Consider the following 21875-nt stretch of genomic DNA (forward strand, 5'->3'; position numbering starts at 1 on the left):
CGCGCCCGCGCCTTTATTTATGTTTTTGGTCCCACGCCTCTTGCCCCGTGCGCAGGTCCGCGTTCAGTCCCGCGTTCAATCCTGCTGGCCGGCCAATGGCACTCCGGCATTATCGCCGAATCATGCCTGCAGCCAACGTGAATCGAGCCAGCGAACCCACCCATGAAAAATGCCCGGACCAGCCGGGCATCGTTCCTCGCCAACCGCCGGGCTCAGGCAGCCGGCTTCTTCATCTGCAGCGACTTGTACTCGAGGAATTCCTCGAGCCCGTACTTGCCGGCCTCGCGCCCGTTGCCGGACTGCTTGTAGCCGCCAAACGGCGCCTGCATGTTGAACGGGCCACCGTTGATGTCAACCTGGCCGGTGCGGATCCGGCGCGCCACGCGGATGGCGCGCGCCTCGTCGCCCGACCACACGCCGCCGCCCAGCCCGTAGATGCTGTCGTTGGCGATGCGCACGGCATCTTCCTCGGTGTCGTAGCAGATGATCGACAGCACCGGGCCGAAGATCTCTTCCTGCGCCACCGTAGCCTTGGGATCGACGTTGCCCAGCACCGTCGGCTTGACGAAAAAGCCCTTGTCCAGCCCTTCGGGCGCCTCGGGGCCGCCTGCGACCAGCTCGGCGCCCTCGTTGATGCCGCGCTGGATATAGCCGGTCACGCGGTCCTTCTGCGCGGCCGAAATCAGCGGGCCAAGGCGGCTGGTTTCCAGCAACGGGTCGCCCACGGTATAGCCCTCGACCACCTTCCTGGCAATGGCCTTGACCTCGTCGTAGCGCGCGCGGGGCACCAGCATGCGGGTATGCGCCGAGCAGGTCTGCCCGGAGTTGAGAAAACAGGCGCCCACGGTACCCTTGACCGCGGCAGCCAGGTCCGCGTCGTCCAGGATCACCGAAGCGGACTTGCCGCCCAGCTCCAGCGCCACGCGCTTGACGCTCTGCGCGCCCAGCTCCGACACCCGCTTGCCGGCGCGCGTCGAACCCGTGAACGACACCATGTCGACTTCCGGGTGGCTGGCCAGTACCTCGCCCACCACCGGACCGTAGCCGGTGACCAGGTTGAACACCCCCGGCGGCAGCCCTGCGGCTTCGATCACCTCTGCCAGCACGAAGGCATTGAGCGGCGCCACTTCGGATGGCTTGAGCACCACGGTGCAGCCGGCGGCCAGCGCCGGCGCCACTTTCAGCGTGATCTGGTTGAGTGGGTAGTTCCACGGCGTAATGGCCGCGACCACCCCCACCGGCTCCCGAACCACCAGGGAATTGCCGACCTCTTCCTCGAACGCGAAGGTATCGAGCAGCTTGGCGGCCTGTGCCCAGTTGTAGACCGGGCCGCCCACCTGAATGGCGCGCGCCATCTTGATCGGCATGCCGACTTCGCCGGCGATCAGTTGCGCCAGTTCCTCGCTGCGCGCCTTCAGGCCCTCCGCAATCTTGCGGATATAGCCTGCGCGCACGCTGGGCGGCGTGGCCGACCAGCTGTCGAAGGCGGCTCGCGCTGCCTGGATAGCATCCTCGGCGTCGCGCGCGTGGCCTTCGGGGATGCGGCCCATGACGGCTTCGGTCGTGGAGTGGATAACGTTGATCAGGCCGGTACCGTGCGGGGCAACCCACTTACCGTTGATAAAGAGTTTGTCTCGTTGTTGCATGGCCACAGTTTTCAGTTGGGTGAATAGGCGGGTGCAAATTTTGTTACTTTTATGGTGCATCACATTGTAGTGCGCTTTGGCGACTCGTTTTTTTGCAGCGCGCCAGCAGCCACAAACAACGTGGCGATAATCGGCCGGCGCGCCGCATGACGCAAAGTGCGGTATACCACACTACGCTGCTCGGCCTATCACAATGGAGCGAGACATGACCGATCCGGTTTTTCATAAGACCGAGCAAGGCCAGGACGAAATCCGCACGCGCGCGCGCAAACTGGACCATAAGCTGCGCGCCTTGCTGCTGATCGTCAATGGCGAGCGCCGGCGCAGCGAGCTGCTGGCACAGACCGGCGGCATGGGCGTGGGGCCGGAAAGCATCGACGCCCTGCTGGCCGCCGGCCTGATCCGCGCGGAGCATGCGCCACAGCCTGCGGCAGCGGCGACCAGCCCCGCAAACCCGGGCGCCAGCGTGGATCGCCACGGCGAGGCCAAGGCCGACAGCCTGTTTCCTATGTACGGCATGCGCGGTGCCGACGTGGCGTCATGGGACGACGCCTTGCCTGCGCCAGCCTCACCGCAACCCGCGGGCGGCACTTACCAGCAGCTTTATCACTTCTACACGGATGTCATCGGCCATCACCTGGGCCTGCGCGGCTACCTGCTGCAAGTCAAGGTGGAAAAGGCCGGCAGCCCGGCGGAACTGGCGGCGCTGCGCGACCCGCTATACAGTGCCCTGCACAAGGCCAAAGGGGAAATCACCGCCGGCGCCATCATCGACCAGCTCGACAAGATGGTGCGCGACGACGGGCATGCATCGGCCTGAGTGGCCTGGGTGGCCGCAATGGATCCCTGCAGGGTGCACCACAAAAGCAAGAAGGGCCGCACATGGCGGCCCTTCTTGTTCGCTCGGCTGGCGCTGCGGCTTAGCCGTCGATACCCTGCGACTCCAGGTACTCGTCATACGTAAACACGCGGTCGTGCGAGACGAGCCTCATATCAGCCCGGAAGCGGGTAGTCCTTGAATGCCTGGCGCAGCCCGAGCTTGTAGAGCTTGCCGGTCGCAGTGAGCGGCAGGGATTCGACGAACACCACGTCGTCCGGCGTCCACCATTTGGCGATCTTTCCATCCAGGTAGGCCAGTACCGTTGCCTTGTCTACCTCGGCGCCGGGCTTCTTCACGCAGATCAGCAGCGGGCGCTCCTGCCACTTCGGATGCGGCAGCGCAATCACGGCCGCCATCGCGATGCCGGGGCAGCCTACCGCCGCGTTCTCCAGGTCGATCGACGAAATCCATTCGCCGCCGGACTTGATGACGTCCTTCGACCGGTCGACCAGCATGACGTATCCGTCCGCGTCGATCGTGGCGATGTCGCCGGTATCAAAGAAGCCTTCGCTGTCCAGCAGGCCGCCGTCGCCCTTGAAGTAGCGAGCGACGATCCACGGGCCACTGACCATCAGCCGGCCGCTGGCCTTGCCGTCATGCGGCAGCCGCTGGCCCTCCTCGCCGACGATCTTGAGCTGCACGCCGTATACCGCACGGCCTTGTTTCATCTGGATGTCGTAGCGCTGCTCCGCGGACAACCCGGCGTGCTTGGGCAGCAGCCGGCAGACCACGCCAAGCGGGCTCATTTCGGTCATGCCCCAGGCATGCAGCAGGAACGTGCCGAAGTCCCGGTCGAAGCGCTCGATCATCATGCGCGGCGCGGCCGAGCCGCCTACCACCGCGTCTTTCAGACACAGCTCTTCGCGTGGCTTCAGGCCGTTGGCATCGACATACTGGAACAGCATCTGCCAGATCGTCGGGACACCGGCCGCCAGCGTGACCCGCTCGTCACGCAACAGCGCGTAGATGCTCTCGCCGTCCAGGTGCGGGCCCGGCAACACCAGCTTGGCGCCCGTCATTGCCGCCGCATACGGCAGCCCCCATGCATTGACGTGAAACAGAGGCACCACCAGCAGGATGGTGGCGTCGGCCGATGAACCAAGGGAGTCGGAAAGGCTGATGACCTGGTTATGCAGCACCGTCGAGCGGTGCGAGTACAGCACGCCCTTGGGGTTTCCAGTCGTTCCCGAGGTGTAACACAGCGTCGATGCCAAGCGCTCGTCAAACTGCGGCCAGGTGAAGGAAGGATCGGCGGGCGTATCGGCAAACAGGGTTTCGTAGCCAGCGAAATCGCGAATGGCGGGTGCCACCGCCTCTACCGATTCCTGGTCGCCCAGCGCGTAGAAGCGCTTGACGGTCGGCAAGCGCGATTGCAGCTTTTCGACCGAGGGCGCAAAAGCCAGGTCGAAGAACAGCATTTCGTCTTCCGCGTGGTTGACGATGTATTCGAGGTGCGCCGGCGACAGGCGCGGGTTGATCGTGTGCAGCACGGCGCCGATGCCCATGACCGCGAAATACAGTTCGAGATGGCGATAGGTATTGGTCGCCAGCGTCGCGACCATGCTGCCCTGCCTGACCCCTTTTTTCTGCAAGGCAAGCGCCAGGCGGCGCGAACGTTGACCGAGCTCGCGCCAATTGCAGCGATGGATGGGCCCTTCGGCCGTCCTGGTGACGATCTCGACGTTTGGGTGGAAGCGTTCCGCGTGCTCGAGTAACGATGAAATCAGCAGCGGCTTGTCTTGCATCTGGCCTAGCATGTTGTCTCCTGTCTTATCGGAGGTCGAATTGCCTCGATGAATCGAATGAAGGTCTATCTGGTCGCGATCGCGACTTGCGCCAACACCTGTTTCGTATGCTCGCCGACGGCCGGGATCGGCCGCGCGTGCAGTCCTTACAGGTTGCGGCTGATCAGTTCCTTCATGATCTCGTTGGCGCCGCCGTAGATGCGCTGCACGCGGGCATCGGCCCAGGCGCGCGTAATCGGGTATTCCCACATGTAGCCGTAGCCGCCGTGCAGCTGCACGCAGCGATCGAGCGCACGGAACTGCATCTCGGTGGTCCAGTACTTCGCCATTGACGCAGTGGCGGCATCGAGCTTGCCCTCCAGCACCAGTTGCAGGCACCGGTCCACGAATACGCGGCCCATCTCCAGCTCGGTACGGATGTCCGCGAGCGCGTGGGCCACCGTCTGGAATTCGCTGATCGGGCGCTTGAACGCCTTGCGGTCGCGCGTGTAGGCGAGTGTCCATTCGAGCCCGGCCTCGACCGCCGCAACCGCGGTGATTGCGATCTGCAGGCGCTCCCACGACAGCTCCCGCATCAGGTAGCCGAAGCCCTGGCCTTCATCGCCGAGCAGGTTGGCGACCGGCACGCGCACGTTGTCAAAGAACAGCTCGGCCGTGTCCTGTGCCTTCATGCCGGCCTTCTTCAGGCGCTTGCCCTTGGAAAATCCCGGCATCGAGGTGTCGACCACGAACAGGCTGATGCCTTTCGCCCCGGCCTGCGGATCGGTCTTGGCCACGACGATCACGAGGTCGGCATGCCAGCCGTTGGTAATGAAGGTCTTGGAGCCGTTCAGCAGGTAATGGTCGCCGTGGCGCACGGCCGTCGCCTTGATGCCTTGCAGGTCGGATCCGGTACCCGGTTCGGTCATCGCGATCGCGCCGATCATTTCGCCGGCGGCCATCTTTGGCAGGTACGCGGATTTCAAGTATTCACTGCCGTAGTGCTCGATGTACGGGGCAACGATTTCCGAGTGCAGGCCGAAGCCCAGGCCGGTACAGCCGGCGCGCGCCTGCTCTTCCATCAGCACCACGCTGTACAGCTTGTCGCCGCCAGCGCCACCGTGCTGCTCGGGCATGCTGGCACACAGGAAGCCGGCCGCGCCGGCCTTCAGCCAGACGTCGCGGTCGACATAACCCTGCTCCTCCCAGCGCTCGTGGTGCGGGGCCACCTCCGTTTCCATGAAGCGGCGCGCGGCGGTGCGCAGCATCTCATGCTCTTCTGTAAATAGGGTGCGGGCTATCATGCGGTCACTCCAGTCTTGTCAACAGAAAAAGGGGGTGCGTCGTGACGCCTGTCATGACGCCTCCTTTGTCCGGCATGGGCAGCGCCTCAGTGCGATTTGCGCGCATTCGGCCTGCCTCCTGCGAGTTGCGAGGGATGGCTCAGGACCTGGCGCGCGTGCGGCGCCTCAGAACGGCGCGTCGCCGATGATGGTTGCGCGCAGCATCCGGCGGCGCGCGGGGAAGTAGTCCTGGATCGCGTAGTGCTGGGTGGAGCGGTTGTCCCAGAAGGCGATCGTGTTGTGGCGCCAGCGCAGGCGAACCTGGTATTCCGGCGCGTTCGCCTGGCGAAACAGGTATTGCAGGAGGTCCATCTCCTCGAGCCGGAAATCGAACCCGAATCGATATTGTCCTTCATGCTTTTCCAGGTAGTCCGCCAGATGCGTCGTGAAGGCCTCGTTCACATACAGGATCTTCTCGCCGGTCTCGGGGTGAATGCGAACGACGGGATGCGTTGCCGCGGGAAACTCCTGGCGACGGGCTTCACGCTGCTGGGCATTCATGCGCGAACCGAAGGCCGGCAGGATATCGTGGACAGCATGGAGGCCGGCAATCCGGTCACGCACCGCCGCAGGCAGGCCCGCGTGTACCGCAACCATATTCACCCAGAGCGTATCGCCTCCGACCGCCGGACATTCGAGGCAGCGCAGGATCGACCCCATCGAAGGCAGCTTGCGCCAGCTCACGTCGGTGTGGAAGATGTTCTCGCGTGCCGCCTGGGCGCTATCGCCACCCAACACCACGAGTTCCCGGTGGTCGGGATGATGGGGAAACACGGGATGCACCTCCAGCTCACCGAATCGGCTCGCCAGCGCGACCTGCTGCGCGGCACTGATGTCCTGGTCTCGAAAAAAGAGCACCTTGTGCTTCAGGAGTGCCGCGCGCAATGCAAGATACTGGTCGTCATCGAGCGGCATCCGCAGATCGATGTTGCCGATCTCCGCGCCGAGGCACGGCGCGATGGGGTCCACCGTGAAGGAGGTCTTCCGCACACCCGACCGGATGATGGCTGGACTCGTCAGATCAGCCGCCCACGTTTGTTGTTCGCTCATTCCATTCTCCTTTTGAGGCAGGCGGTACGGCGCTACCCGGACCGGCTCATTGAAATGACTGCTCTCGTTTGATGAAATCGGTTGAAGGTCAGTGTCGTTGTTTGCTTTGCCTGTCAGTGACTCGAGGCAGGTGCCTGGCCGGCATAGGCGCAACCAACCGTCGCACGCCGGCGGACCGACAATGCGGCCCTGGCTGGATCGATGGCCACAGCGCCCGCCAGAGCGCCGGCAACCATCAACAGCCCGCAGATGGCGAAGCCGGCCTCGTAGCCCTGGCTCCCCGTCATGCCTTGCACCAGGAAGCCGGTGACCAGCGGCGCCAATACACCGGCAAACGATGCGATGGAATTGTCGATGGCCAGGATGCCGCCGCGCTGGGAGACCGGCACCACTTCGGCCAGGATGGCGGGCCCCACCGCATACATGATTTGCGTCAGGCCGAGCGTGAGGCCGATCAGCGCTGCCCGCCACAACGGCGGCAATCCTCCCAGCCACACCAGCATGCATGCCACGCCACCGATGGCGACGACCGTTGCGGCCACGCGGCCACGCGCAGTCCTCGACGACACGCCACGCGCCAGGAGCTGGCGCACCAGCCACGATCCCGCGACACTGATCGGCAAGCTCGTCGCGATGAGCCCTGCATACAGCCGCCCGGATTCGACGGCGCCATACCCCAGGCCTTTCTGCAGATAGGCCGGCAGCCAGGTCAGCGTCAATGCCAGCCCCCAGTAGGAGACGAACTTCATGGCGATGCACGCCGCGACCGTTGGTTCCACCAGCAGCGTGCGGTAAGGCACGTGCATGGTCTCCCTTTGCTCGCTATTCTCAGCTTCGGCGCCCCTGCCCTCCTTGCCAAAGGCGACCCAGAGCAGCGTCCACGCGAAGCCAATCACGGCCAGCGCGTAGAAGTTGGCGCGCCATCCCCAGTGTGCCGAGACCAGCGGCATGGCCATGCCCGCCAGCAGTAATCCGATGGCCCCCCCTTGTGCCAGGCAGGCCACCGGCAACTCTCGCTTTTCATTGGGGAACCACTTGTAGCAAGCATGTACCGCGACCGGCCACGCCGGACCTTCGGCAGCGCCCAACAGCACACGTGCCACCACCAGCACGGCCAGGCTGGACGACATGGCCATCGGTACCTGCAACGCCGACCAGGCAAGTGCCATGACAAGAAGGATGCCTGTCGTGGGCAGGCGGTTCGCCATGAAGCCGCCAGTGATGCCGCCAATAGCGAAGAGCCAGAAGAAGCTGCTGCCGATCAGCCCGAACTGCGCGGGCGACAGGTTCAGCTCCGTCATCATCGGCACGGCTAGCAGGCCGACCGCAATCTTGTCTGCGAAATTGATGACCATGTAGACGACGAGCAGCAAGGCTGTGCGCCAGGCCATGACCGGTTGATAGGAGGGCGTCATGCAATCTCCAGCAGGGTGCGAGTACCCGGGCGGGCCACGTCGCAAGCGGCCGCCAGGGAAAACGGAAGGTGGGCTGAGTGGAATGCGGCGCAGGCCGCGCCGGACTGCGTGCGGCGCCGTGTCAGGGCGATGTCACGGTCTTGATCTCGAGGAATTCGGCCAGTCCTTCTGGCCCGCATTCCCTCCCGTTGCCGGAGGTCTTGCATCCGCCGAATGGCGCGGCGATGTCCAGCATGGCACCGTTGAGGAGGACGGTGCCCGCGCGAAGACGCGCCGCCACGCGGTGCGTGCGGTCGGCGTCCGCGCCCGCAACGTAGGCCGCCAAGCCGTAATCGGTGTCGTTGGCAATGGCGATTGCCTCTTCCTCGCTGTCGTATGGGATCATCACGAGTACTGGCCCGAAGATCTCCTCGCGCGCTATCGCCATGTCATTGTGGACGTCGGCGAAAATGGTCGGCCTGGCATAGAAGCCAAGCTCTAGCCCCTCCGGCCGCCCGGGCCCGCCTGCGGCCAACCGTGCGCCTTCCGCCTGGCCAACGCGGATCATGCGCTGCACCTTCTCATACTGGGCGCGGTTCGAGACTGGACCCATGTCGGTCTGCGCAGCGGCGGGGTCGCCCACGCGGATGCCGTTTGCCGCAGCAGCAGCCATGGTCACCGCCTCCTCATAACGCTGGCGCGGCACCAGGATGCGCGTGGGCGCGATGCATGTCTGGCCCGCGTTCAACATGCCTTGCGCCACACTGGTCGCGACTGCCGCCTGCAGATCGGCGTCATCGAGGATGATTAAGGCGGACTTGCCGCCCAATTCCTGTGCGACGCGTTTGACGGTGGCGGCTGCGTTGCGGGCCACTTCCACACCGGCGCGTGTCGATCCGGTAATGGAAATCATGTCCACGTCGCGATGCGACGACAGCGCGGCCCCGACCACCATGCCATCGCCGAACACCATGTTGAACACACCCGCCGGCACGCCGGCCGCATGCAGAATTTCGGTGAACAGCACCGCATCCAGCGGAGCGATCTCTGACGGCTTAAGCACCATCGTGCAGCCTGCGGCGAGCGCCGGCGCCACCTTTGCAGCGATCTGGTTCAGTGGCCAGTTCCATGGGGTGATCAGCGCCGCCACGCCGATCGCCTCGCGGCGGATCCGGCTGCGGCCGCGCTCGCCCTCGAACTCGAAGCCACGCAACGCCTCCGTGGTTCCCTGGATCTGGCCAAGACCGATAGGCACCTGAAGCATGTTGCAAAGGGTTGCTGGGGCCCCCATCTCCTGCCGCACCGCATCGGCCAGCTCGCCGAAGCGCGCCTGGTAGCACGCCATCACGCGCTCCAGCAGCGCGATACGGGCCTCGCGCGTGGTCTCCGACCACGCGGGCAGCGCCGCCTTCGCGGCCTGCACCGCGAGCCCCGCGTCCGCGGCGCTCCCCATGGCAACCTTACCGATCGCCGCCTCGGTCGCAGGGTCGATGATGTCGACGTACGTTGCGCCCGCGGACGGCGCCACCCATTCGCCATTGATGTAGAACCTGTCCAGCACCTTCATGTTGTCTCCATATTTATTCGTCTCGCCGCTTGACGGTTGTCGAGGCGTCCCGTTCGTCGCCGGAACTTGATGCGCTCACTGTAGAATTCCCGTCTTGATTCGTCCAATGCATAATCTACATCCACTCAATGCGCTAGACACATCGGACCCCGTATGGATCTTCGTCGCCTTAGCCACGTCGTAGCCCTCGCTGAGGAGTTGCATTTCGCGCGCGCTGCCGCGCGCGTCCACCTCAGCCAACCGGCGTTCAGTCGCAGCATTCAGGCCATCGAAGCGGAACTCGGTCTGCGCTTGTTCGAGCGCGGCGACGCCGACGTCCGCCCGACGCCAGCGGGGCAATTTGTGATCGAAGGTGCGCGCAAGCTCCTGTTCGACGCCCGTTGCCTGCAGCGAGACATCGGCCTTTATCGGGACGTGGAGTTGGGCGACACGGCCTTCGGCGTCGGACCGTTCCCGGCAGTCACACTGATGCCGGGCGTCTTGTCTGAATTGCGAAAACGCCACCCCAAAGTCCGCTTGCGGGTGGAGGAAAGCAACTGGGAGCAGTTGCTGGAACGGCTGCGCGCGGAAAGTATCGAGTTCTTTGTCTCTGACACCAATGTGCTTCCCGATGAAGCCGCGCTAACTATCAGGCTCCTGCCTGCGCAGCAAATCGAGCTCTACGCTCGCGCGGGTCATCCGTTGGCTGGCAGCCGATGCACTTTTGCTGAGATCTGGCAATTCGGGCTGGCATCGGCTACGCCCCCGGCCACGATGAGGGCTGAGCTCGCGGCAGCCTTGCAACTATCTTCAAGCGCCACGGTGCCAGCGCTGGAATGCGACAACTTCGGCATCCTGCGCACCGTGGCGCTCAGCACGGATTCCGTTCTGGCAAGTCCTCACGCACTTGTCGCGGCCGACGTCGAAGCCAACGCCTTGGTCAGGCTTGAGGTGACGGATGCGCCGACGCTGATCGTGCGCCCGGGGATCGTTTCGCTGACGGGACGAACACCTTCGCCCATGGCCAGATGCGCCATGGAATGCATAGAACGGGTAGCGAGCGGCTCGTCGGAATCCGCCGCCGGGCAGGCATGACGCGACGGCGACACCGCGCCTGACGCTGCACGCCCTGCATGACATCAGGAATGGGACAACTCGCGTTCGCCCTCCGCAGCGAGATGCGCAAAAGAAACAAAAAGGGCCGCCCGAAGGCAGCCCCATTTGCTTGCAGAGAAATGACTGCTTAGCCGTCGATGCCTTGCGATTCCAGGTACTCGTCGTACGTACCCAGGTAGTCGGTCAGCGTGCCATCGTTGCGCACTTCGATCACGCGCGTGGCCAGGCCGCTGACGAACACGCGGTCGTGCGAGACGAAGACCAGCGTGCCGGTGAACTTGTCCAGCGCGATCTGCAGCGATTCGATGGATTCCATGTCCATGTGGTTGGTCGGCTCGTCGAGCGCCAGCACATTGTGGCGGCCCAGCATCAGCTTGCCCCAGATCATGCGGCCCTTCTCGCCGCCGGACAGCACCTTGACCGACTTCTTGATGTCGTCGGCCGAGAACAGCAGGCGGCCCATGGTGCCGCGCAGCGACTGGTCGTCGTCGCCGGCCTGGGTCCACTGGCTCATCCAGTCGATCAGGTCGCGGTCGACCGGGAATTCCTCGAAGGTGTCCTGCGGCATGTAGCCGACATTGGCGTTCTCGGCCCACTTGATGGTGCCGCGATCGACTTCCACGCCGCCCTTGACGGTGCTGCCCAGCAGGCTGCGCAGCAAGGTGGTCTTGCCGGCGCCGTTTTCGCCAATGATGGCCACGCGCTCGCCGGCCTGGATCGCGATCGACAGGTTGTTGATGACCTTGCGATCGTAGGTCTTGGTCACGCCCTCGGCTTCCACGGCCAGGTTGTGCAGCTTCTTGTCGAACTCGAAGCGGATGAACGGGTTCTGGCGCGACGACGGCTTGATGTCCTCGACCTTGATCTTGTCGATCTGCTTCAGGCGCGAGGTCGCCTGGCGGGCCTTGGACTTGTTGGCCGAGAAGCGGCGCACGAAGTCCTGCAGCTCGCCGATGCGCTCCTTGGCGCGCGTATTGGCCGCCAGCTGGCGCTCGCGAGCCTGCATGGAGGCTTCCATGTAGTCGTCGTAGTTGCCCGGGTAGACCTTGAGCGTGCCGTAGTCCATGTCGGCCATGTGCGTGCACACGGAGTTCAGGAAGTGGCGATCGTGGGAGATGATGATCATGGTGGAATTGCGCTCGTTGAGCACTTCTTCCAGCCAGCGGATCGTATTGATGTCGAGGTTATTGGTCGGCTCGTCGAGCAGCAGCACGTCCGGGTTCGAGAACAGGGCCTGTGCCAGCAGCACGCGCAGCTTCCAGCCCGGCGCCACGTTGCTCATGGTGCCCTGGTGCTGGTCGGTGGGGATGCCCACGCCCAGCAGCAACTCGCCGGCGCGCGCTTCGGCCGTGTAGCCGTCGTACTCGGCATACTTGGCCTCCAGCTCGGCGGCCTTCATGTAGTCTTCGTCGGTGGCTTCCGGGTTGGCGTAGATCGCGTCGCGCTCGGCGGCGGCGGCCCACATCTCGGTGTGGCCCATCATGACCACGTCCAGCACGCGCATGTCTTCATAGGCGAACTGGTCCTGGCGCAGCTTGCCCAGGCGCACGCCCGGCTCCAGCATGACGGTGCCGGCGGACTGTTCGAGGTCTCCGCCGAGGATCTTCATGAAGGTGGACTTGCCGCAACCGTTCGCGCCGATCAAGCCGTAGCGGTTGCCCTCGCCGAACTTGACCGAGATATTCTCGAACAACGGCTTGGGGCCGAACTGCATGGTGATGTTTGCGGTAGAAAGCACGTCTGGGACCTTGTATGGATGATGAGGCGCGGGACTTGCCGCGCTTGCCTCGGGCTGCCGCCCTGCTGATGGCTGTGCAAATTGCGGATTGCGTAGTGCTGATCGCTTGATTTGCTTCGCTGCGTGGACGGCGCAAAGCCAGGCATGGCAACCTGGTGGCGCGTTGGCGCGAGGCCCGGGCAGGGAATTCGGGAAACAACCCGCGATTTTACCACTGGCGGGCAAAGGAACGAAGCGATAAGCCTCAGATGTGGGCGCAAGGCGCCGCTTTCAACACCGGGTAACCCGACAGCGACAGCGAAAATCCATCCGCACGTGCGCTCAACTGCGCCTGCCCTCCTACCGGCAGGGTCAGCTTGCGCGGGCAGTGGCCGAACGGCAGGCCGGTGAGGACCGGCACCGGCAGGCGCTCCTGCATGTATGCCACCACGGCGGGCAGGTCATAGCCGTTGTCGTAATCCGTCACGCGGTAATTGGAAAAGTCGCCCAGCAGGACCGCGCGCTGCGCGCCAAGCACGCCAGCCTGGTCCAGCTGCAGCAGCATGCGCTCGACCCGGTAAGGCGGCTCGTTGACGTCTTCCAGGAACAGGATGCCGCCCTGCACCGCCGGCATGAACGGCGTGCCCAGCAAGCTGCACAGCATCGCCATGTTGCCGCCCCACAGCGTGCCCGACAAGGCGCCCGTGAAAGGCTGGCCGCCAGCCTGCGGCGCATCCACGTCGATGGAGTACGCCGGATCGCGCAGCACGCCGTTGAAGTGCTGCCACATGAACGGGTCGACCACGTCCGCGCCAAAATCCGCCAGCAGCATCGGGCCGGCAAAGGTGACGCCACCGGTGGCCGCCAGGTACGCGAGCTGGAAGGCCGTGAAATCGCTGTGGCCGACGATGGGCGTCTGGCTGGCGCGCGCCTGCTCGGCGATGCGGGCAAAGTCCACCTGCTCCAGCAGCCGCGCAATTCCGTAACCGCCGCGCACAGCCAGCGTCAGCTCGTGCGGCGCGCCGGTGCCGATGGCATGCAGGTCGGCCAGCCGTTCGGCATCGCTGCCGCCAAAGCGCAGGTAGCGGCGCGCCAGCACATCCGGGTTGCCGACATGAAAGCCCTGCCCCTTGAGCCAGGCGCAGCCGCGCGCGGCGATGGCGACGTCGTGCGGATAGCCGGAAGACGCGATCAGGCGGACTTCGGTGGCTGGCGTGGGCGTAGGCGTGGGCTGGCTCATGCGTCGGGGTTCTGGCTTGGATCGGTGTCGGTGGCGGCAGCGGCGCAGTGCGCGCAGGCAGGCGCGTCGCTTGCCCGCGCAACCTGCGCGGCTTCTTGTACGGCTTCTTGTACAGCCTCTTGCGCGGCTTCTTGCGCCGCTTTCTGCGCGGCCTTCTGCGCCCGGCGCCTGCCGCCGAAGAAATCCTTCAGCATGCGCGAGCACGCGTCGGCCATCACGCCGCCGGCAATGGTGGTCTGGTGATTGAGCTGCGCCTGCTCGAACAGGTTCAGCACACTGCCCGCGGCGCCGGTCTTGGGATCGGTGGCGCCAAACACCACGTGACGAATCCGCGCATGCAGGATCGCGCCGCTGCACATCACGCAGGGTTCCAGCGTCACGTACAGCTCGCACTCCGGCATGCGGTAGTTGCCGATCACGCGGGCAGCGGCGCGCAGCGCCTGCATTTCAGCGTGCGCGGAAGGATCGACCGAGCGGATCGGCAGGTTGTGGCCGCGCGCGATGATGGTGTCGTTCCACACCACGACCGCGCCCACCGGGACTTCGCCGGCGGCTTCGGCCAGGCGCGCCTCGTCGAGCGCGGCCTGCATATAGCGGCGGTCGCGCTCCAGGGCGGGGTCCATGGACAGATCCGGGCTTGCCAGGCTGGCCTCGGGCGGCAGGGTCGGCTCGGTCATCGCGGCTGCATCATGCGGCGAGTCAGTCCTGCGCCGGCAGGCTGAAGGCAGCGCTGACCTCGGCCCAGCAGTTCGGGGTCTCGAACAGCACCAGGCGGGTGAGCTGCAACTGGTGCCCGAAGCAATCCTTGAACACCGGGGCAAGCATGTCGAAGGCGATCTGGGCCAGGTTCTCCACGGTCGGGATGGCATCGAGCACCACCGTCTTGTGCCCGTCCATGGTCTGCAGGAAGTTCAGCAGCGCGGTATCGCCGCGATGGATCAGGAAGGCGTGGTCCCACTTGGACACCAGGTGCTCCGTGGCCAGCGCCTTGATATCGCTGAAGTCCAGGATCATGCCCTCATCCGAGGCGCCGGCGCGATGCAGCACCTCGCCTGACAGCGTCAGGTCCAGGCGATAGCGGTGGCCATGGATGTTGCGGCACTGGCCACCATGGTTGGGAATGCGGTGGCCGGAGTCGAACTCCAGCCGGCGGGTAATGGAAACTTGCTTGTTCATGTGGGCCAATGGGTGCCGAGGTGTGCCGGCGCGTACCGGCGCTATTTGCGCGATTTCCGCGATTTGCTTACCGGATGCCGAGCAGCTTGTGGGTCTGCAGCGAAAGGCGCCAGAGCGGACGGCGCTGGCAGAATTCCACCGCCAGCGCGGTATTTTGCCGTGCCAGCGGGCCATCCATGGCCTGCACCAGGAAATAGCGGAAATCAAGGTGCTCGTATGCGGCGAAATCCTGGCCATCCTGCGGGATCACCACCTTGAGTTCGTCGCCGCGCCTGACCACCAGTTCGGAACCCATCTTGGGGCTCACGCAAACCCAGTCGATGCCCTCGGGCACCGGCAATGTGCCATTGGTCTCGATGGCGATCTCGAAGCCGCGTGCATGCAGCGCGTCGATCAGCGGCGCATCCAGCTGCAGCAGCGGCTCGCCGCCCGTGCAGACCACCAGCGCATGCCCGGCGGCGTTGCCATCCACGGCCTGCGGCCACTGGGCCGCGATCTTGTCGGCGAGCGCCTCGGCGGTGCGGTACTTGCCGCCCTCGGTGCCATCGGTGCCAACGAAGTCCGTGTCGCAGAACTGGCAGACCGCGCTGGCACGGTCTTCCTCGCGCCCGCTCCAGAGATTGCATCCGGAGAAGCGGCAGAACACGGCTGCGCGGCCCGCGTTGGCGCCTTCGCCCTGCAGTGTGTAGAAGATTTCCTTGACGGCGTAAGTCATGCTGGCTGGTAAAGCTCTGGTAGCTTTTATAGGTGGTGCTGTGGGTGGTGCAGTGAGGCAGCCGGTGCACGGCGCGCGGCGAATGCCGGGCTGGCAACTGGCGACGAGTGGCGGCTGAGTGGCGACTATTGGCCAGGAAACTGCGGCGAACTCGCTATTTTCGCACAGGAGCGCAATCCGCTCCAGCCGCCTCCTTGATTTCCCCTATTGCCAAGGCCACGCCGAGGCGCTGGCCTTGGCCCGCGCCGGCCTAAAGTTGCGCCCAAGCCGCCTCGCGCAGCCTGCCGCCCACAAAATCCAGGAAGCTGGCGATGCGCGCCGAGAGCTGGGTATTGAGGTAGTAGACGGCGTTGATCGACTGACGCTCGTCAATGGTGTGCGCCATCAGCACCTGCACCAGGTCGCCGCGGCGCCGGTCCGCGTCGGTCATGAAATCCGACAGGCAGACCAGGCCCTCGCCCGCCAGTGCCAGCTGGCGCAGGGTTTCGCCGCTCGATGCCGACAAATGCGGCGTGATCTGCACCTCCTCGCCCACGGCGCCGCGCAAGGGCCAGCGATTGAGCGATTCGGGCTGGTTAAAGCCGATCAGGCTGTGGCCGGCAAGATCCGCCACGCTTTCCGGGCGGCCCCGCGCCTTGAGATAGGCCGGGCTGGCCAGCACGCGCACACGGCTGCTGGCCAGCGCACGCGCATGCAGGGTGGAGTCCCGCCGCGTGCCGATACGGATCGCCACGTCGGTACGATGTTCGAGCAGGTCGATGATCTGGTCGTTGGTATTGAGCTCCAGCTCGATTTCCGGATACGCCCGGCGGAATTCCCCGATCAGCGGCACGATCACGTGCAGCATGAACGGGGATGCCGCGTTGACCCGCAGCCGTCCCGCCGGCCGCTGGCGGCGCACGGCCATCTGCTCCTCCGCCAGTTCCACCGAAGCCAGGATCGCGCGCGCGTGGGCCAGCAGTGCCTCGCCCTCCTCGCTCAGCGCCAGCCGGCGCGTGGTCCGGTGCAGCAGGGTGGTGCCCACCTTGTCTTCCAGGCGGCTCAGCGCACGGCTGATGCCGGAGACGGTCTGCCCCAGTTGCTCGGCCGCAGCCGTGATGGAGCCGCTGTCCACGACGGTGGCAAAAGCCTGCAGTTCTTCAAGAGTGATCTTCATTGTTGAATATTAAGCAAACATTCAACGAAAATCTCGCCCGGCCCTGCAATAAAGGCCGTAGCCGGCGACTTGCGGCCTGCCGGCGCGAACCACCCGTCCCGCGAGCCGCTCTTGAATATTTATCAAGTATCTTATCCAGATACCCCACTTAATCAGCAAGAAAGACAGCGGCAAACTGCGTCCATCCCAATTCCGGACGCTCCTGGAGCCCACCATGCCCATTGCCCTGTTCGCGCTGACCATCAGTGCGTTTGCCATCGGGACCACCGAATTCGTCATCGTCGGCCTGATCCCCACCATCGCCGCCGATCTGCACATTACCCTGCCGTCGGCCGGCCTGCTGGTCAGCCTCTATGCGCTCGGCGTGGCCATCGGCGCCCCCTTGCTGACCGCCCTCACCGGCCGCCTGCCGCGCAAGGCGCTGCTGCTGTCGCTGATGGCCCTGTTTACGCTGGGCAACCTGCTGGCGTGGAAGGCGCCCGGCTATGAATCGCTGATCCTGGCGCGTATCCTGACCGGCCTCGCCCACGGGGTGTTCTTCTCGATCGGCTCCACCATCGCCACCAGCCTGGTGCCGAAGGAGAAGGCCGCGAGCGCCATCGCCATCATGTTCACCGGCCTGACCGTGGCGCTCGTCACCGGCGTGCCGCTGGGCACCTTTATCGGCCAGCATTTCGGCTGGCGCGAGACCTTCCTCGCGGTGTCGGCGCTTGGCCTGGTCGCCTTTGTCGGCAGCCTGATGTTTGTCCCGGCCAACATCCGCCACGGCGCCCCCGCCTCGTTGCTGCAACAGGCCAAGGTACTGGCCGAACCGCGCCTGCTGCTGGTCTACGCCAAGACCGCGATCGGCTATGGCGGCTCGTTCATCCCCTTCACCTTCCTCGCCCCCATCCTGCAGGACGTGTCGGGCTTTAGCGCCGGCGCGGTCGGGCTGGTGATGCTGGTGTACGGCGTATCGGTCGCGGCGGGCAACATCTGGGGTGGCCGCCTGGCCGACCGCCATGGCCCCATCGCCGCGCTCAAGATCGTGTTCCTGCTGCTGTCCATCGTGCTGTTCGCGCTGACCTTCACCGCGCCGCACCGCTGGCTGGTGGTCCTGACCGTGCTGGCCTGGGGCGCCGTCGCCTTCGGCAATGTGCCGGCGCTGCAGGTCTATGTGGTCAAGCAGGCGCAGCGCTATGCGCCGGGTGCCGTCGATGTGGCATCGGGCCTCAATATCGCCGCGTTCAACCTGGGCATCGCCGGCGCGGCCTGGGCCGGCGGCCTGATCGTGACCCATATCGGCCTGATGCATACGCCGTGGATTGGCGCGCTGGTGGTACTGGCGGCGCTTGGCCTGACCGTGTTGAGCGGGCGGCTGGACCGGCTGGAGCAACACCCATTGAGCGAGCGCAAGCTGGCCGCCACCCGGGCTTGACCCCTGCGCATCACGCCTGTTCCAGCACGGATGCGCCGCCGCGCCGCTTCGGACCCAGACAAGGCAAGGCTTGATGTCCCGATTCCCCGCCAGATCAGGACAGGCCGAGATAGTCGCGCTTGCCCACCGGCACGCCCTTGTGGCGCAGGATGTCGTAAGCCGTGGTCACATGAAAATAGAAGTTCGGCAGCACAAAGCCCAGCAGGTAGGACTTGCCATCGAAGGTGACGGGCTCGGGGCGCAGCTTGAGCTCGATGGTGCGCGTTTCGCTGCCCTCGAGCTGGGCGGGCTGGATGGTGTTCAGGAAGGCCACCGTCCTGGCGATGCGCTCCTGCAGTTCGGGGAAGGTGGTTTCGGTGTCCGCAAAAGACGGCATCTCGATGCCGGCCAGCCGCGCCGCGCAACCCTTTGCGCTGTCGCTGGCGCGCTGCACCTGTGCCGGCAGCGGGTCCATGTCCTCCACCAGGCGGGTCTGGATCAGCTCCGCCGGGTCCATGCCCTGCGCCTGCGCGAATGCGGCGCCCTTGTCCAGGATGGCCGACAAGCTGCCGAAAGCCCGGATAAAGGCCGGGATCGATACTTCATACATCGAGAGCGACATGGGTGTGTCCTTGAATGGTGATTGCCAGGCGCGGCATCCCGCCAGCGCGCGAATCGCGCCGCAGCCGGTTGCGCGACACGGCGAGGATAAACCTTCCGGCGGTTTCTCGCCGGCCGCCGGTTCCATCCCGGCAAGGGCCAGCGCCCGGCGGGGCTCTTGATTTAAGATATCCCCTCCCCTCCGGATGAAGCGCACATCGCCTCGACTCCATGAACGCCCCCTTTCCGATTCGCAAGGAGTGTCCGCCAGGCGCCTGCACATGCGGTCGCGAAGCGCTGCTGGACGACCCGCAATCCGACATGCGGATCCTGCGGCTGACCCGGGAAGAGGAAAAGCGACTGATCGCCCGCCTGGAAAGCCTGTCGAGCCTTGCCGAGCTCAAGGACATGGAAAAGCGCATGCATGCGCAACTGGGCATCGTGCTGACGATCACGCCCAGCATCCACGAAGTGCGTACGGTGCGCGGCATCAACATCCAGGTGGAAGAGCAAACCGGGTTGTGCCGCAAGACCAGGCAGGCGATTCCCGCGGCGATACGCCGTTGCCTTGAGACAAAGCCGGAACTAGCGTACGCGATCCTGAATGCGCACGACTTGCTGGGCGGTGCCTGAGGCCTCTGCCCACCTGCCATTGCGCCACGATCTTCCTGTCGCTGGCGATGTGCTTGCACTGTCGATCGGACTCCGGCGCTCCCCGAGTGTTGCCGAGGCCTCACATGCCAGCAGGAAGGGAAAGAGTGCGCCGACAGCCCGGCCGAAGTTGTAGCAAAAACCCTAGCCGGAGCCACGCACCCGAGTCGGGACTCGACACGTCCTTTCGCGTTACCAGGGTAAAACGAGTACTTGCTCAAGGTGCTACAGCCGATCGTCGCATGGGTGCTGCCGGTCAGCTTGCAGCCACATTCGCACCCGTCAGCCTCCAGCGCGACGGGTGCGGACCCGACCTTCGGCCCGGAAGCCTGGATATTTTAATTGCATCCATGGGGCTACCCGAGCGGGGGGTACGGAGTGAACCTCAGGCACACCGCACATGGCATCACCCGGCGAGTTTCGCCAACAGGCATGCGCCACCGCCTGCTTCTAACCCGCCGATGCATCCGAACTGGCAATCAGCATGCAGCCGCACTCTGTTCCGTCGCCCTCGCAGGCGGCTTCACCGCCATCCAGCATCAGATCCGAGCTGGCCTCGATGATCTTGTTGATACCGTGCGGCCGGCCATCCGGGTACTTGGCCGGGCAGTCCACCAGGTCGCCCAAGCGCGCGATTGGCTCGCCGTCCAGCAAGTCGTTCTCTGAGCCGGTGATAACTACGCCGCCATGCGTGGTCTTGTCGCCCTTCTTGATGAGCTTCTTTGCCATAACATTTCCGCCTTCTGGTTATTCCGCCGTCTCGCCACCGACCGCCTCGCGCGAAACGCATGGCGCAAAATGCCATGCGCCAGCCTCTGGATCAAACACGGCAATCTGGTTCATGTCGCGCACATCGATATCACTTCGGAAATCCTTTGCCGACCGACACATTTCTTTCACCGTGCGGTGGTACCGCTCTGCATCCCACATGCTCTGGCTGGCAACGGTTTCCTGCCACGCAAACAACCCCGTGCACTCGAAGATGAGATCGACCTCTCTCCAAATGTCAAGATTGGTGCGCAGCGATACACTCTCCCCAACTGGGTAAGCATGACCAGCATCAGGAATGTTATATGCCTGCAACCCGCCGTGCGGTCCCATGATCAGATGCTCATCCTTGGCGCAAAAGCCGCAGATAACCTCCACACGTACAAAACCATCCGCACGGGCTAGCCTGAGCCAACCCGGGTCAAGATGATCCAGCCGAACGTGGGTGTGCGTGCTTGACGACGCCTTGCCGCTGCGCAACGAGTGCAGCATGGCATCGAGCGGCGACAGGTAGGTCGTCAGCATGATTTCACCTTCCCATTGCATCGCCAGCAGGCGCGCATTTTCATTGCCGTTGGCCAATCGGTCCGAGACACGCACGCAATAAAGCGTAGGCGGCGTTGTGATGGTCGTCATGCTGTGGCCTCCGTCTGCTGCCGGATCAGGTCTTCCGCCTCCTCGCGCGTCAGGGCGCCTTCGCGCCTGCGCTGCGGCTCCAGCCTCCACACCCGTTCCATGTCTTCCCGCGATGGCTTGGCATCGGGTCCACCTGGTACGCCAATGTAGTCGTCGGCATACGGTCGGGCGTAGGGATCGTTGGGCTCTGGTTTGCAAGCTGCCTCAATCTCCGGCGGCCACACCGGGTTGCTACACGTAACGAGCACGAGCCAGCGGGCGAAGGCGTCGAGCAGGGCGAAAGGCGCAAAAATGACGTCTGTCAAGCTCAAGAACAGCCCGGACGATTTCCCCCCTGCGCAAATCTTGTAGCCCTCCCAGAACGTTTCCCGTGCTGCCCAGAAATGATACGGCTCAGGCAGATTAGCGGGGCCGTCCTGCATGTAACGCCGGTAGTACTCCCATTGCGCGTAAGCTTGGTCGAGCGTGAAGACGAACTTGCCGAGCACGAAGGCCCGCACCACGTTGCCTTGCGCATCAAGTTGGTAGTGCCGGATGTCGTACATATCATAGGCGCGCGAGAGTCCGCCCATGCGCCGATGACCGACGCAGAAAAACTCGTCCTCGCTCCATGGCACCTCCCACATGCCATCGCGGTCCTTGGTGCGCATGGCATAGATGCGGCGGGTCTTCCGGTTCAGCCGGATGGGACGCCGCTTCAGGGTGAACAGGTTGCGGCGCATCGGATCGAAGGCCAGCAGGCCAAAGAAGCCGGCTGCACCAAGCCCAAGTAAGGATCCCACTATTGTGGTAAACCAATACCCATTTTTGACAATCATGTCCGCGGGGTCTCTTAACGGACTTGTCGCGAACAACAGTCCGAAGGAAAGAGAGGCTATGGCGAACACTGAGCAAATGATGCAGAGCATCCCGACATTCTGCATACGCATCTGCGACTCATCGGTGATCTCCAGGCATGTCGAATCAATCCGATAGACATTGCCGCACTCCATCACGTCCTCACTGGCTGGCTTGTCAATGAACAGTCGGTGTTCCAGCTCCCACTTGCCTAGCGGTTTGCCCTTCTGCCGGAAATAGAAGGGTGTACGTTCATCCTTCGTCGGAAATTTCATGGTGCGATC

Annotated in this window: 20 protein-coding genes; 4 read left to right on the forward strand and 16 right to left on the reverse strand. The window is 64.4% G+C overall.

The genetic code is table 11. The features are described from left to right. Positions 1 to 212 precede the first annotated feature (212 nt). Positions 213 to 1646 carry an aldehyde dehydrogenase family protein gene (locus AC1RWI_RS03685; RefSeq protein ID WP_492864617.1) on the reverse strand — a complete coding sequence of 478 codons (1434 nt, stop codon included), beginning with the start codon at positions 1644 to 1646 and terminating at the stop codon, positions 213 to 215. 205 nt (positions 1647 to 1851) lie between these two features. On the opposite strand from AC1RWI_RS03685, the gene AC1RWI_RS03690 reads away from it, so the two are divergent. Then, positions 1852 to 2466 carry a hypothetical protein gene (locus AC1RWI_RS03690; protein ID WP_492864619.1) on the forward strand — a complete coding sequence of 205 codons (615 nt, stop codon included), beginning with the start codon at positions 1852 to 1854 and terminating at the stop codon, positions 2464 to 2466. Between the two features lie 173 nt (positions 2467 to 2639). On the opposite strand, the gene AC1RWI_RS03695 is transcribed toward AC1RWI_RS03690, so the two are convergent. The 5 genes from AC1RWI_RS03695 to AC1RWI_RS03715 all read right to left on the reverse strand — a co-directional run bounded on the left by AC1RWI_RS03695 (position 2640) and on the right by AC1RWI_RS03715 (position 9604). Then, positions 2640 to 4283, reverse strand: coding sequence for a long-chain-fatty-acid--CoA ligase (locus AC1RWI_RS03695; protein ID WP_043346744.1), 1644 nt, complete (start codon positions 4281 to 4283; stop codon positions 2640 to 2642). A 134-nt stretch (positions 4284 to 4417) separates the two neighbouring features. Next, a complete protein-coding gene (locus AC1RWI_RS03700) occupies positions 4418 to 5554 on the reverse strand; it encodes an acyl-CoA dehydrogenase family protein (RefSeq protein ID WP_492864621.1) in 1137 nt (378 codons plus the stop codon). A 165-nt stretch (positions 5555 to 5719) separates the two neighbouring features. Beyond that, positions 5720 to 6643 carry a TauD/TfdA dioxygenase family protein gene (locus AC1RWI_RS03705; RefSeq protein WP_492864623.1) on the reverse strand — a complete coding sequence of 308 codons (924 nt, stop codon included), beginning with the start codon at positions 6641 to 6643 and terminating at the stop codon, positions 5720 to 5722. Positions 6644 to 6756: 113 nt separating this feature from the next. Next, positions 6757 to 8058 (reverse strand): MFS transporter, encoded by a 1302-nt coding sequence (locus AC1RWI_RS03710; protein WP_492864625.1) that lies wholly within the window; start codon positions 8056 to 8058, stop codon positions 6757 to 6759. A gap of 121 nt (positions 8059 to 8179) precedes the next feature. Next, positions 8180 to 9604, reverse strand: coding sequence for an aldehyde dehydrogenase family protein (locus AC1RWI_RS03715; RefSeq protein ID WP_492864627.1), 1425 nt, complete (start codon positions 9602 to 9604; stop codon positions 8180 to 8182). 153 nt (positions 9605 to 9757) lie between these two features. Here AC1RWI_RS03715 and AC1RWI_RS03720 point away from each other — a divergent pair, with 153 nt between their 5' ends. Beyond that, complete coding sequence (locus AC1RWI_RS03720; protein ID WP_043346755.1) at positions 9758 to 10678, forward strand: LysR family transcriptional regulator; 921 nt, start codon at positions 9758 to 9760, stop codon at positions 10676 to 10678. 148 nt (positions 10679 to 10826) lie between these two features. Here AC1RWI_RS03720 and AC1RWI_RS03725 read toward each other — a convergent pair whose 3' ends face one another. The 6 genes from AC1RWI_RS03725 to AC1RWI_RS03750 form a co-directional block, all read right to left on the reverse strand. Then, positions 10827 to 12437 carry an ABC-F family ATPase gene (locus AC1RWI_RS03725; RefSeq protein ID WP_043346757.1) on the reverse strand — a complete coding sequence of 537 codons (1611 nt, stop codon included), beginning with the start codon at positions 12435 to 12437 and terminating at the stop codon, positions 10827 to 10829. A gap of 244 nt (positions 12438 to 12681) precedes the next feature. Further along, positions 12682 to 13656: a muramoyltetrapeptide carboxypeptidase gene (ldcA, locus tag AC1RWI_RS03730; RefSeq protein WP_492864630.1), complete on the reverse strand. Its 975-nt coding sequence runs from the start codon at positions 13654 to 13656 to the stop codon at positions 12682 to 12684. Next, positions 13653 to 14333, reverse strand: a complete 681-nt coding sequence (tadA, locus tag AC1RWI_RS03735) for a tRNA adenosine(34) deaminase TadA (RefSeq protein ID WP_082054877.1) — start codon at positions 14331 to 14333, stop codon at positions 13653 to 13655. The genes ldcA and tadA overlap by 4 nt, the downstream gene beginning before the upstream one ends. A gap of 22 nt (positions 14334 to 14355) precedes the next feature. Beyond that, positions 14356 to 14832: a 6-carboxytetrahydropterin synthase QueD gene (gene queD, locus AC1RWI_RS03740; protein ID WP_006159634.1), complete on the reverse strand. Its 477-nt coding sequence runs from the start codon at positions 14830 to 14832 to the stop codon at positions 14356 to 14358. Positions 14833 to 14899: 67 nt separating this feature from the next. Further along, positions 14900 to 15547, reverse strand: a complete 648-nt coding sequence (gene queE, locus AC1RWI_RS03745) for a 7-carboxy-7-deazaguanine synthase (protein ID WP_492864632.1) — start codon at positions 15545 to 15547, stop codon at positions 14900 to 14902. A gap of 250 nt (positions 15548 to 15797) precedes the next feature. Then, on the reverse strand, positions 15798 to 16703 hold the full coding sequence (locus AC1RWI_RS03750) for a LysR substrate-binding domain-containing protein (RefSeq protein WP_492864634.1): 906 nt from the start codon (positions 16701 to 16703) through the stop codon (positions 15798 to 15800). Between the two features lie 214 nt (positions 16704 to 16917). Between AC1RWI_RS03750 and AC1RWI_RS03755 the strand changes: the two genes are divergently transcribed. Further along, positions 16918 to 18120, forward strand: a complete 1203-nt coding sequence (locus AC1RWI_RS03755) for an MFS transporter (protein ID WP_492864636.1) — start codon at positions 16918 to 16920, stop codon at positions 18118 to 18120. Positions 18121 to 18214: 94 nt separating this feature from the next. Here AC1RWI_RS03755 and AC1RWI_RS03760 read toward each other — a convergent pair whose 3' ends face one another. Beyond that, positions 18215 to 18721 (reverse strand): DUF1993 domain-containing protein, encoded by a 507-nt coding sequence (locus AC1RWI_RS03760; protein ID WP_492864638.1) that lies wholly within the window; start codon positions 18719 to 18721, stop codon positions 18215 to 18217. Between the two features lie 209 nt (positions 18722 to 18930). Here AC1RWI_RS03760 and AC1RWI_RS03765 point away from each other — a divergent pair, with 209 nt between their 5' ends. Then, positions 18931 to 19332: a hypothetical protein gene (locus tag AC1RWI_RS03765; protein WP_043346777.1), complete on the forward strand. Its 402-nt coding sequence runs from the start codon at positions 18931 to 18933 to the stop codon at positions 19330 to 19332. 468 nt (positions 19333 to 19800) lie between these two features. On the opposite strand, the gene AC1RWI_RS03770 is transcribed toward AC1RWI_RS03765, so the two are convergent. From AC1RWI_RS03770 to AC1RWI_RS03780, 3 genes are read right to left on the reverse strand one after another with little or no spacing between them, the layout of a single operon-like run. Beyond that, positions 19801 to 20079, reverse strand: coding sequence for a PAAR domain-containing protein (locus AC1RWI_RS03770; RefSeq protein WP_459371012.1), 279 nt, complete (start codon positions 20077 to 20079; stop codon positions 19801 to 19803). 18 nt (positions 20080 to 20097) lie between these two features. Continuing rightward, entirely contained in the window at positions 20098 to 20754 is a 657-nt protein-coding gene (locus AC1RWI_RS03775; RefSeq protein WP_492864641.1) for a hypothetical protein, read from the reverse strand. Then, entirely contained in the window at positions 20751 to 21866 is a 1116-nt protein-coding gene (locus AC1RWI_RS03780; RefSeq protein ID WP_492864643.1) for a DUF6708 domain-containing protein, read from the reverse strand. Before AC1RWI_RS03780 ends, AC1RWI_RS03775 begins: the two co-directional genes overlap by 4 nt. Positions 21867 to 21875 lie beyond the last annotated feature (9 nt).

It is taken from the genome of Cupriavidus sp. MPR-AND1C (genome assembly GCF_058809705.1).